This is a genomic window from Prevotella sp. P4-98, from assembly GCF_002251405.1.
In the GTDB taxonomy this organism is placed as follows: domain Bacteria; phylum Bacteroidota; class Bacteroidia; order Bacteroidales; family Bacteroidaceae; genus Prevotella.
Window position 1 is genome coordinate 43,347 of the sequence record NZ_NPJC01000049.1, and the last position, 10,402, is coordinate 53,748.

Genomic DNA, 10,402 nt, shown 5'->3' on the forward strand with positions numbered 1-10,402 from the left:
ATCTGGAAGCCTATGTGGGTTCGTTAGGCACAAAAGATATATCACTATATTGGCTGACTATTGTCTCTTGACCGAAATGTTTAGCTTGAATTGATATGTGATTTATATAAAAAAATCTATAAATAAGTTAAATAAAATTAAATATCAGCTCAAAATTGGGCGAATATTTGCATTTAGGGGGTGTGATGTTGTACATTTATAAATACCAAAATGATGGCGTCGTAAACAAAAAGGCGCTTTAGCAAAAAACCATATATCATACAACTAAAAATCATTCATTTATGTTTACATGTACTATTCCAAATACCTCCAACTGGTTGCAACATAAGGAGCATGATTGCTCGATTGCCACCCGACCGGTTATCGTTCGGTTCTCGTTCACTTCTCGTTCACTTCTCGTTAGGTCCTCGTTCGTCTCTCGTTCGTCTCTCGTTCGTTATTCGTTAGTCTATCGAAGACCGAACGAGGACCGAACGAGGAATAAGCGAAAAACGAACGAAAGAGCAACGAACGTCGAACGAGATAATAGCGAGAAACTATCGAAGACTTGACGGGAAACTGTCTAACCTGATGGGAAGGGCAGTTTGTAATTCCGATGATTCGTGAGCTCTGTGTGCTCTGTGTGCTCCGTGGATCCATGATTTTGATTTCTGGCTTCCCTCCGATTGGGAATGGTACTTGTTGTTACTTTTGTCCTTAACATGACGCAGACAGAGACAGAAGACTATAAGGTAGAGGTAATATCTATTAGGATATGACCACTGGAAATACACTTTTAAGGACGACTTTTTGTGGTTTTCTACACTTTTAAGGATGACTTTTTGTGGTTTTATACATTTTTAAGGACGACTTTTGGCGTGGTTTGAAATAAAAAATGTATCTTTGCATTCAGAAATCATCAAGCAATCAGATAGTTATGAAGAGAAAAGCCATCGACTACCTATATCAATGGAAAGCAAGTAACGACCGAAAGCCATTGGTCATGCTTGGAGCCCGCCAGGTTGGCAAAACCTGGCTGATGCAAGAATTTGCCAAAGAGGCCTATAACCATAGTGCGTATGTGAACTTCGAAGACAATGAAATGCTCCGGGAAGTTTTTGCGCATGACTTTGATATTTCCCGCATTATTAATAGCATACAATGGAGTACAGGAGTTTCTATTGATGAGAATACGCTTATTATCCTTGATGAGATACAAGAAGCGCCCAGGGGCATCACCGCGTTAAAGTATTTTGCAGAAAAAGCACCTCAATATCATGTCGTAGCTGCAGGTTCATTGCTCGGAATTGCGATGCATCAGAATGACTCTTTTCCTGTAGGTAAGGTAGATTTTATGCATTTATACCCCCTTACATTCTTTGAATTTTTGGATGCAATCGGTGAAAGTAGGATGGTGGAACTGCTCATGAAAAAGGATTGGAATATGATAACCATGTTCCGGAATAAATTCGAGGAATGTCTGCGACAGTATTATCTGGTAGGGGGAATGCCGGCTGTAGTCCAGTCTTTTGTCTGTGAGGGGAATCTGTCTAAAGTCAGAAACATTCAAAAAGGAATCCTTGAAGCGTATGAGCGTGATTTTTCCAAACATGCACCGGCTATAGAAGTTCCACGTATCCGAATGGTATGGAAATCCATTCCATCCCAGCTCGCCAAGGAAAACAAGAAATTTATCTATGGTGCTGTGAAGAAAGGGGCCAGAGCAAAGGATTTTGAGCTCGCCATCGAATGGCTGAAAGATGCAGGGTTAATCTATAAGGTGAACCGCTGCAAGAAGGCTCTGTTGCCTTTGGCTGCATACGAAGATTTCTCTGCTTTTAAGTTATTTCTGTCTGATGTGGGACTGATGGGAGCCATGAGCAATATTCCTATCCAAAGCTTGTTGGAAGGAAATGTGTTGTTTTCTGATTTTAAAGGGGCGCTGACAGAACAGTATGTCCTGCAGCAGCTTAAGGAGAAAGCTTCTTTGTCAATCTATTATTGGTCGGCAGATAATTCACGTGGTGAAATTGATTTCCTGGTGCAGGATGAGGAAAGAATCATTCCGATAGAAGTAAAGGCTGAGGAAAATTTACAAGCTAAGAGTCTGAGGGTGTTTGTGGAACGTAATCAGGGATTAAAAGGTGTGCGCCTATCTATGTCACCTTATAGAGAGCAGGATTGGCTTGCCAATTATCCTTTATATTCTGTATCTGTAATAATCGAATAATTAGTGGACCCTATTTATAAGATAGAGGGGCATTGAGGGACAACTTGGGACATCTTGAATAACCGGAAATCCTTAATGACCTTAATGATCGGAAGTTAGCATCATGTGGAACTCAGTGGTGTGCATGTCGCTGATTACATCACGGCTGATGATTACGTCGCTCTGCAACAGCCAGCGCAAGGCTACCTGTGCGGCAGTCTTTCCATATTTCTCGCCAATATGGGTGAGGGTAGGGTTGGATCAGGTTCCACCTGATAAACACCATAACCCAATTGTGGCATTTCCACGCCATTGCTTAACTTTATCTTCTTCATAATTGTAAAATCATATAGTTGCTATTTTATCTTGTTATATTCCTCATCGCTTACAGCCTCTTGCCATTCGTTGGATGTGTTTTCGCCAGGTATTTCAAAGGCGAGGTGGGCAAACCAGCTGTCTTTTGCGGCACCATGCCAATGCTTCACGTTGGCAGGAATATGGATGACTGTGCCGGGAAAGATTTCCTGCACAGGCTTGCCTTCCTCCTGATACCAGCCACGTCCGGCTACGCCTACCAGCATCTGTCCGCCACCCTTTGTGGCGTGGTGCGTGTGCCAGTTGTTACGGCAACCAGGCTCAAAGGTAACATTGAAGAAAGGTATCTGACTGTCGGATATTTGTGCCAGATAACTATTACCTTTGAAGTATTTGGCGTAAGCGGTGTTGGGTTCGCCAACAGGGAATATCATCTCACGCTGGAATGCAGCCTTGGCATCTTCTCCTTTCACGTCCTCGTTCCATACCTCCTTTGCCAGATTGAAGGCAGCCCAGGCCTTTGGCCAACCAGCGTAGAAGGCGATGTGAGTAATAATCTCTGCCGCTTCCGTGCGGGTAATTCCATTGTTTTTTGCCGACTGCAGGTGATATTTCAGCGAGTTGTCGGTGATTCCTTGGCTGATGAGCGAAGTGATTGTTACCAAACTGCGGTCGCGCAATGAAAGCAGGTCATTGCGGCTCCATACTTCTCCGAAGAGGATGTCGTCGTTGAGGTGGGCGAACTCCGGGGCAAACTCACCCAGCTGGGTGCGCCCTGCTGTCTGTACTATTTTCTGTTGTGCCATTATATTAAATGAAATAGTCGTTAATATGATGAATGTTGCATATTTTTTCATAAGAATCAATAGTTGAGTCTCTATCCCTTGATAGATTTTCCTAACTCGTATGCTTTCTGCAGTTTCTTGTTGCCTAGAATGGTACGTGGAGCGTCAACACCACCGCAGAACAGAGTGCCGGCAAGATGGCTCTCTGGATAGCAGTCAATCCAGCCTGTCAGTCCGGCTTCAGCACGCTTAGGCACTTCCGGCTCATTTTCGGCTGCCGTAGTGAGCATGTAAACATCACGGAACTTGTAGTCAAGCGCGAACATGGCATTCATGCGGTCGATGAGGGTCTTCATTTGTCCGCTCATCTCATAATAATATATAGGTGTTGCCCAGCAAACCACATCGGCATTCAGCACCTTCTGCATGATGTCGTTCACATCATCCTTGATGATACACTTGCCCAACTTCTGACATGCCAGACAGCCTTTGCAAAACTTGATGTCTTTTCCTGCAAGTGAAATCTTTTCCACTTCATGACCTGCAGCCTTGGCACCTTCGATAAACTGATCTGCGAGCATGTCGCTATTTGAACCAGTACGCAGACTGGTAGAGATTACGATTATTTTCTTCATTGTATCATTTTTTTTTAATTCTTCTTCAGGAACTCTTCAATGTATTAAGAATAACAGTTATTCTATCCATACTTCATTATATCTACGCAGTTTTGCGATACTCGCTTGGTGTCTTGCCCGTCTGTGCCTTGAAAAAGCGGACGAAGTGCTGAGAATATTCAAAGCCGAGGTGCTGGCTGATTTGTGTAATGCTGAGGGTTTCATCATCAAGTAGTTGGCGGGCTACAGAAAGCAGTCGGTCGTTAATCAGACTCTTTGCAGTTCTGCCTGTCTCGGTCTTGACTAATTCTCCGAAATATTTAGGCGAATAGCAGCATTTGTCGGCAAAGTAAGCTACGGTAGGCAGACCTTCACGCATCGCTTCACGGGCAATGTATTCATCGAGCAGAGAGATGAATTTCTTGACCACCGAATGATTTATTTCCTCGCGTGTGATAAACTGTCGGTCGTAGAAGCGCAGACAATAGTTCAGCAGCAACTCGATGTTGGAAACGATGAGTTCGCGCGAATGCTTATCTATAGGATGCTGCAGTTCCTGCTTAATCATTGAGAGCACATCACGGAAGATGTTTACCTCGGCAGTGGATAAGTGTAATGCTTCGTTGCTGGTATAGTCGAAAAACTCGTATCGGGAGATGTTTTTGCCAAGCTGGGTGCGGTTGAGCAGGTCGGGATGGAAAGCCAATACCGTATATTTGGCAAACGGAACACCTGGAATGGGTTCTACCTTAATCGACTGTCCTGGAGCAAACGAGGTGACGGTCATCTCGTCAAAATCATATTCTGTTCTTCCGTATGACAATTTGCAGCCCTTGTTTTCCTTCAGAAAGAGGGCATAAAGTCCGTAGTGATGCACAGCCTCCTGTATAGGAGAGGCATTCTCTACACGCACAACGCTTACCAAGGGATGAAGCGTTTTCACCCCTATGAAGTCGTTAAACTCCTGTATGGTATTAAAGAATAATTCCTTCATAATCCTATGCTTTTAAATTTCTGCAAAGATACGCACATTCTCCTAAAGAGCTTATACCTGGTTTTCGGAAGATATTACCATTATCGGAGATTTATTCCATTCTTCCATATTTCATTTCCACACCTTCCTTATCATATTGCTTGCGCTTGCCGGTTGGTGGCTCAGTAAGCGTGATGCGAACAACAGCCGTGCGCGATAGGGAACGGGCGATGCTCTGGTCGAAAGCATCCATGTGTTGAGGAAGGAAACGTTCACAGATCAGTCGGAGGCCATGAATCTTCTCTGCATCCTCTGTCACGATTTCTGCCTTGCCGAATGCAATGGCTGATTTGAATTGCAGGGTGAAACTGCCGTCCTTCGGACCAACCGTAGGCGCACAACGGGTTACGGCTGAAAGGCAAACCTCAGGATGAGCCTTGATTGCCTCCAGCTTCTTGCCTTCCAAGGCACCATGAAAATACCAATTCACATCATCATCTGATGCGAGTGACAGGGGTAAACCATAAGGCTTGCCGTCTTCGTCAATAAAACTGACAGTTATATACGGAGCCTTGTGCATTACTTCCAAAGCCCACTCACTATCCATTGCTCTTGATACCTTTCTCATTGTTATTCTTTGTACTTAAACACTTTAACCATATCCTTGTCGCCACCCACGAGCTGGCTGCATTTATTCAACATACCAGTATTGACGAAACCGCATTTCTCCATGACCTTTCCTGATGCAGGATTTCCGGTGAAATGATCAGCCCAGATGTTATCGAAATGCTTCTTTCATTCAAATCTGATCATTTTTGCAAGTTCCATAAAATAGTCATTCGACCAAATATCCAACTCTTTGGGATTCCTGACAAAAGGCAACACGTCTGCCTTTATTTGATTCATGTCTGCCGTGGTAAGTCTTTCATTCAGTTTTTGAAGGAACGTCTCCTTGTCAAGCTCTTCGTGATTGAACTGTAAGGCTCTTTCGCACAAGTGAGTAAAGTCAAGAGGAACATTGTGGCGAACATACCATTCGAAGTCATACCAATCACGTCCCTTGACTCTGTTCTTCCAGGCACGATACACCAGTGCATGCATCTTTCCTGCAAAGAGAGCTGGCAAAGTGAAACATCGTGTCATGAAAGATTGGGGGAGCAGAAGCAACTTCTGTTCTGTTTGGAATTTCAAAGGAGGTTGAGTATCAACTTCAATCTTGATCTTAACAGATTTCTCAGTTTGGAATGTAATATCATATACATCTGTGTTGTCTTTCAGAAAGGCAGACTCCACTTTGCCAAAGTTCTTTTTGTCCTTCTTTCTGATCTCAACCTCTCTACCCACCATAGCGAATTGGTCAATGATGGGCTGAAAATAATGTGTAAAATCAAAGTTTTCATTCGGAGCAAGCAGGGAAAAATCCATATCCTCAGAGAAACGCTGCAATCCATGGAATATACGCAGACATGTTCCACCATAGAAAGCTGCCTCGTTGAAAAAGCCACCATTGTAAAGACCAGAAAGAATAATCTGCTGGTTGACCTCAAAGATAGCATTGCGCTTTTGCAGTTCGGTCGTTATGGCATAGCTCGAAAGCATTTGATTGAATATCTCGTTTGTATTCATTTCCTTAAATATTTAATTAGAGTTTCTATGGATTTAGACTTTTTTCCAACCTGAGCATATCGCTCAAATATACTTATGTCCATATTTCTGAAATCATCTATTTCCATTCGGATGTCCTCCTCCAAATAGTTCTCTACATCCTTCAGGTAACGTAAATTAACCTTCGGAGAATTTGCGATTAAGTCACAGAGAGCTTTTTCTGGTGTTGCCATCAGAAAGGCGTAACTCTGCATATTGATGCTTGTAATCCCTATTGAAAAGGCTTCTCTTGACATGTTCTTATACTCAAAACGCCCGACAGGAGTATCAAAACTACGGGAGTGCTTTAGTGTCATAGACTGAGTAGTATAAACAGCTTCTGGTATTAATCCATAATAACGTAAGGCTGTCTGCATAGACACATACGAAGGAGCATAAAGATGATTGGCTATCAGTTCTGTGGATAGAGCAACACGAGACACATTTGGGGCTACCACATAAAGCCCCTTCTTGAGTCGGATAATTTTATGAGCCGCCTCAAGACTGCGTACTTTCTGATTTCCTGCTTCAATGTTTGTAAACAATGAAGCTATAGCTGAAGTACTGACTGGTATGTTACCTATATGTTCTAAATCCATTATCATGGTGCAAAAATAGTAAAATTTGGAATAGAAAACGAACTTTTACTTGCTTTTCTGTTCTATTTTTGGCTATTTTAACAAGTTGCTTAGTTAGACCGCTAAACATTGATGCAGAAATCAGGCTACATACTCCGAGTCTGAATAGTGCTCCTGTTCCATAGCATTCTCATTGCCCACATCAGAATTGCATCTTCGCCTGAGCCTTGCCAGCGAGAATGAGAATCTTCTTAGCGTTACGATAAATATGAAGCTGTCGTGAGCGAACCACGGCTGTCAACCCCTCATCATTCTGCATGGCTTGCCAGATAGGATAATATATTCCCTCAGGTTCAAACAACTTTTTTTGAAGATGCGAACAGAGGTTTGTTGTATCAATTGTCATTGCCATAATTTTCTTCAAACTATTTGTTTTCAAAGATTCATGTGGAAATACGCCATCAGCGCAATCTGTATCAGGAGAATAGCAGGAATGCCGTATTTGAATTTCTTGTGCATCGTCTTATGGTGCCAGACTTTCATTCCCATCCATGCCCCAATGCTTCCTCCAAGCACAGCCAGCAACAAAAGCGTGGCTTCCGGAATGCGCCACTTGGCCTTTTTAGCCTTATACTTGTCAATGCCGTACACGATGAATGTAACTGCATTGATGACAAGGAGATAGTAGGCGAGGCAACTGTGTAATGTATTCATCCTTTCAACTACTTTTTTATCTCTTTAAAATCCCAATTCTACATCCTTGCCGAATGGTGCGAGCGAAAGCCCAGCCATCTTGAAATGCTGTTTTCCCCAAGGAATGCCGATAATGGTTATACATAAGAGAATGCCGAAGAACAGATGCATGATGCAAGCCCACAATCCTCCGAAAAACAGCCAGAGTAAATTCAGCGGAATGCGAATGCAACCAGTTGGACTATTCGATTCTCTTACTGTAGAACCAAAAGGCCATAGGCAGAGCAGACCAATCTTGAATGTCTGTATCGCAAAGGGAATGCCGATGATGGTACATGCAAGAGCCAGACTTCCGGTAAAATAACCGATGGCAGCTTCGAGACCTCCGAAGAGCCACCAAAGTAAGTTTCCTATTATGCGCATAAGATTATTCTTTTATATTCTTGTTAATTTCTTGCCATTCCTGATGCTCTTCCAGATGATTGGTCTTTACCAGTACGCTCTGAAAACCAAAACGCTTGCCTGCTTCGGCATTCTCGGCACGGTCATCGAAATAGAGGGTGGTGGCAGGATTCAATTCTGTCTGCTGCGTCATCTCTTCATAGATTTCGACGGATGGCTTCTCTTTCCGCATGGCGTATGAGAGGAAGATTTCATCAAACAGCTCGTCTGTGGAATATCCCAGTTGCTTCATCAGACTGACCGATTTCTGCCAAAGCGTGTCGTTGATGTTGCTGAGCAGATAGACCTTGTATCGTTTCCGAAGCTTGACCAATGCCTCCAGTCTTTCCACAGGCAGATTGCCACACAGCTCTTCAAGTACTTTTTCAATATCCTCTGTTGTGGTTCCTTTGCGGCAAAGGCTCAGCATCTCTTTCAAAGTTTCTGCTTCCGCTACCAGACCATTAATATATTGGTGCATCAGTCTCTTGATCTTGCGGACATGGATTAGTCGCATGAACGCCGTAACGCCCAGGCTCTCCATGGCTTTTACAACAGAGGCATCATCAATATTCACGATGACACTTCCATAATCAAAGACGAGTGTTTCTATCTGTTTCATGCTCATTTTCTTATTGTTACAATTCTCTTATGACATGCTTGATGGCAGCTATCGGGTGATACCAAATCATTCTCGGTCCCGCCCAGCGCATCACTTTGCACATTCGTTCTTTCATCTGAGGGCGATAGCAGTGGATGGTACACTTCTTGCAAGTTGGTTTGTTATCGCCAAACTTACAGCGTTCCAGCCTTGCAGTAGCGTACTGTAGCAACTCTTGGCACCCAGGACATAATTCATTATTGCCCTCCTTCTTCCTGCAGTACAAACGTATCATCTGCTCCACAACTCGCTGCTCTTCCTTTATTCTTTTCATCTTTTTATATTAAGAATGGATCAAGCGTAGCCAGCAGTTCGGCTTTATCTACCACACCGCTTGTGCGCCACAATACTTCTCCGTTGCGGAAGAGCATCAGTGTAGGCACGGATTGGATGCGGTATTGGCTTGCTGTTACGCCATACTTATCTACATCCACCTTGATGATTCGGATGCGGTCGCCCAACACACTCTTCACCTGCTCCAGAATGGGGTGCATCGCCTTGCAAGGTTGGCACCATGTAGCAAAGAAATCGACCAGAACAAGCTGGCCACTGTTTATTACATTATTGAATGTCTCCATAATTATTTATCTATCTCCGTGAAACGATTAAAAGTTTACTGAAAACTTCATCAACATTTTCTTGGCAAGGGGAGCGTACCAGGTCTTTACCTCCTGCTCTGTAGGCGTGTGACCGCCTGGAAAATGGAAGGTTTGGTTGTAATGCTCCAGGAAGAGAGGGGCGAAATGAGCCAGGGTGTCCTGTTCACCAAATAGTCCCCACACACGATTCTTATAATATGGGGTGCAATGGTCAAACTGTACGGCTTCCAACTCCGCAAACTCCTTAATCAACGCCTCGTCAATCACCAGCCGCTGATTGCCGTCTCTTCTCGGCGCCTTGTATTCATGCTCTCCGATTCGCTCCTTCAGAAACTCCGTCATCATGAAATACGGATTGCCAAGCAGGGCAGGAATGCCCACCACCGGAGCCAGCATCTGGGCAAGGAAAGAGCCGCAGCTGTTGCCCAGAAGTAAGTCGGGCTGTTCCCGGTCGATGATGGAGCGAATCTCCTTCAGTGCCTCCTTGGGGTGCAATGGGAGGTCGGGAGTCAGCACCACCGCCGTCCCCTCAAACGCCTCTTTCAAGGCTCTCGCCATCGGACAACTTCCCGTGGCGAAGAATCCGTGTAGAAAAAGTATCTTCTTCATGTGTGCAAAGATAGTGCAAAACGAAGACAATACAAAATGAATGCAAGTTCATTTATCTGAGAGAAAATAAAATAATACCCCAGTTCGGGATAATAAATAGCTTGTAAAAAGCTGGTAGTCTTACAAATATTTTGTATCTTTATAGGTGAAAATCAATTAGTTACAAAAATATTTGATATGACTACCGATTGCAAAGTTACAGAATTATTTTGTATTATAGACGAGTTTTGCAAACATTTTGATGCAGAAAATGCAGGAAATTTGCTGGAAGACAATAGCGGAGTGAAGCGTAGACGGCGTGC

14 protein-coding genes and 1 pseudogene are annotated in these 10,402 nt (G+C 43.7%); 2 read left to right on the forward strand and 13 right to left on the reverse strand.

Annotation, left to right across the window (positions count from 1 at the left end; translation table 11 throughout):
• Positions 1–916 precede the first annotated feature (916 nt).
• Entirely contained in the window at positions 917–2,209 is a 1,293-nt protein-coding gene (locus tag CIK96_RS07100; RefSeq protein WP_094440152.1) for an ATP-binding protein, read from the forward strand.
• A gap of 335 nt (positions 2,210–2,544) precedes the next feature.
• On the opposite strand, the gene CIK96_RS07105 is transcribed toward CIK96_RS07100, so the two are convergent.
• From CIK96_RS07105 to CIK96_RS07170, 13 genes are all read right to left on the reverse strand, one after another.
• On the reverse strand, positions 2,545–3,360 hold the full coding sequence (locus CIK96_RS07105) for a carboxymuconolactone decarboxylase family protein (protein ID WP_094440153.1): 816 nt from the start codon (positions 3,358–3,360) through the stop codon (positions 2,545–2,547).
• A 20-nt stretch (positions 3,361–3,380) separates the two neighbouring features.
• Positions 3,381–3,923, reverse strand: coding sequence for a flavodoxin family protein (locus CIK96_RS07110; RefSeq protein ID WP_094440154.1), 543 nt, complete (start codon positions 3,921–3,923; stop codon positions 3,381–3,383).
• Between the two features lie 82 nt (positions 3,924–4,005).
• The gene (locus CIK96_RS07115; protein ID WP_094440155.1) at positions 4,006–4,896 is read right to left on the reverse strand and encodes an AraC family transcriptional regulator; all 891 of its coding nucleotides are present in this window, start codon (positions 4,894–4,896) and stop codon (positions 4,006–4,008) included.
• Positions 4,897–4,987: 91 nt separating this feature from the next.
• Positions 4,988–5,503, reverse strand: coding sequence for a pyridoxamine 5'-phosphate oxidase family protein (locus CIK96_RS07120; protein WP_094440156.1), 516 nt, complete (start codon positions 5,501–5,503; stop codon positions 4,988–4,990).
• 167 nt (positions 5,504–5,670) lie between these two features.
• Complete coding sequence (locus CIK96_RS07130) at positions 5,671–6,501, reverse strand: nucleotidyl transferase AbiEii/AbiGii toxin family protein (RefSeq protein ID WP_094440157.1); 831 nt, start codon at positions 6,499–6,501, stop codon at positions 5,671–5,673.
• Positions 6,498–7,124 (reverse strand): hypothetical protein, encoded by a 627-nt coding sequence (locus tag CIK96_RS07135; protein ID WP_094440158.1) that lies wholly within the window; start codon positions 7,122–7,124, stop codon positions 6,498–6,500. Before CIK96_RS07135 ends, CIK96_RS07130 begins: the two co-directional genes overlap by 4 nt.
• Positions 7,125–7,299: 175 nt before the next feature.
• Positions 7,300–7,503 carry a hypothetical protein gene (locus CIK96_RS07140; RefSeq protein WP_094440162.1) on the reverse strand — a complete coding sequence of 68 codons (204 nt, stop codon included), beginning with the start codon at positions 7,501–7,503 and terminating at the stop codon, positions 7,300–7,302.
• A 29-nt stretch (positions 7,504–7,532) separates the two neighbouring features.
• A complete protein-coding gene (locus CIK96_RS07145) occupies positions 7,533–7,811 on the reverse strand; it encodes a DUF1294 domain-containing protein (protein WP_094434515.1) in 279 nt (92 codons plus the stop codon).
• A 24-nt stretch (positions 7,812–7,835) separates the two neighbouring features.
• Positions 7,836–8,213, reverse strand: coding sequence for a YccF domain-containing protein (locus CIK96_RS07150; RefSeq protein WP_094391580.1), 378 nt, complete (start codon positions 8,211–8,213; stop codon positions 7,836–7,838).
• A gap of 4 nt (positions 8,214–8,217) precedes the next feature.
• Positions 8,218–8,853 (reverse strand): HAD-IA family hydrolase, encoded by a 636-nt coding sequence (locus CIK96_RS07155; RefSeq protein WP_158214846.1) that lies wholly within the window; start codon positions 8,851–8,853, stop codon positions 8,218–8,220.
• Between the two features lie 16 nt (positions 8,854–8,869).
• Positions 8,870–9,166, reverse strand: coding sequence for a nitrous oxide-stimulated promoter family protein (locus CIK96_RS07160; protein WP_094440160.1), 297 nt, complete (start codon positions 9,164–9,166; stop codon positions 8,870–8,872).
• 4 nt (positions 9,167–9,170) lie between these two features.
• Positions 9,171–9,470 carry a thioredoxin gene (gene trxA, locus CIK96_RS07165; protein ID WP_022121765.1) on the reverse strand — a complete coding sequence of 100 codons (300 nt, stop codon included), beginning with the start codon at positions 9,468–9,470 and terminating at the stop codon, positions 9,171–9,173.
• Between the two features lie 27 nt (positions 9,471–9,497).
• On the reverse strand, positions 9,498–10,100 hold the full coding sequence (locus tag CIK96_RS07170) for a YqiA/YcfP family alpha/beta fold hydrolase (protein WP_094440161.1): 603 nt from the start codon (positions 10,098–10,100) through the stop codon (positions 9,498–9,500).
• Positions 10,101–10,277: 177 nt separating this feature from the next.
• Here CIK96_RS07170 and CIK96_RS13485 point away from each other — a divergent pair.
• A pseudogene (locus tag CIK96_RS13485) lies at positions 10,278–10,402 on the forward strand (IS982 family transposase); the annotation flags it as partial.

Excerpts from the sequence above, each read along its gene's own strand:
- CIK96_RS07100 (WP_094440152.1), top strand. The coding sequence starts at position 917 with ATGAAGAGAAAAGCCATCGACTACCTATATCAATGGAAAGCAAGTAAC.
- CIK96_RS07105 (WP_094440153.1), bottom strand. The coding sequence starts at position 3,360 with ATGAAAAAATATGCAACATTCATCATATTAACGACTATTTCATTTAAT.
- CIK96_RS07110 (WP_094440154.1), bottom strand. The coding sequence starts at position 3,923 with ATGAAGAAAATAATCGTAATCTCTACCAGTCTGCGTACTGGTTCAAAT.
- CIK96_RS07115 (WP_094440155.1), bottom strand. The coding sequence starts at position 4,896 with ATGAAGGAATTATTCTTTAATACCATACAGGAGTTTAACGACTTCATA.
- CIK96_RS07120 (WP_094440156.1), bottom strand. The coding sequence starts at position 5,503 with ATGAGAAAGGTATCAAGAGCAATGGATAGTGAGTGGGCTTTGGAAGTA.
- CIK96_RS07130 (WP_094440157.1), bottom strand. The coding sequence starts at position 6,501 with ATGAATACAAACGAGATATTCAATCAAATGCTTTCGAGCTATGCCATA.
- CIK96_RS07135 (WP_094440158.1), bottom strand. The coding sequence starts at position 7,124 with ATGATAATGGATTTAGAACATATAGGTAACATACCAGTCAGTACTTCA.
- CIK96_RS07140 (WP_094440162.1), bottom strand. The coding sequence starts at position 7,503 with ATGACAATTGATACAACAAACCTCTGTTCGCATCTTCAAAAAAAGTTG.
- CIK96_RS07145 (WP_094434515.1), bottom strand. The coding sequence starts at position 7,811 with ATGAATACATTACACAGTTGCCTCGCCTACTATCTCCTTGTCATCAAT.
- CIK96_RS07150 (WP_094391580.1), bottom strand. The coding sequence starts at position 8,213 with ATGCGCATAATAGGAAACTTACTTTGGTGGCTCTTCGGAGGTCTCGAA.
- CIK96_RS07155 (WP_158214846.1), bottom strand. The coding sequence starts at position 8,853 with ATGAAACAGATAGAAACACTCGTCTTTGATTATGGAAGTGTCATCGTG.
- CIK96_RS07160 (WP_094440160.1), bottom strand. The coding sequence starts at position 9,166 with ATGAAAAGAATAAAGGAAGAGCAGCGAGTTGTGGAGCAGATGATACGT.
- trxA (WP_022121765.1), bottom strand. The coding sequence starts at position 9,470 with ATGGAGACATTCAATAATGTAATAAACAGTGGCCAGCTTGTTCTGGTC.
- CIK96_RS07170 (WP_094440161.1), bottom strand. The coding sequence starts at position 10,100 with ATGAAGAAGATACTTTTTCTACACGGATTCTTCGCCACGGGAAGTTGT.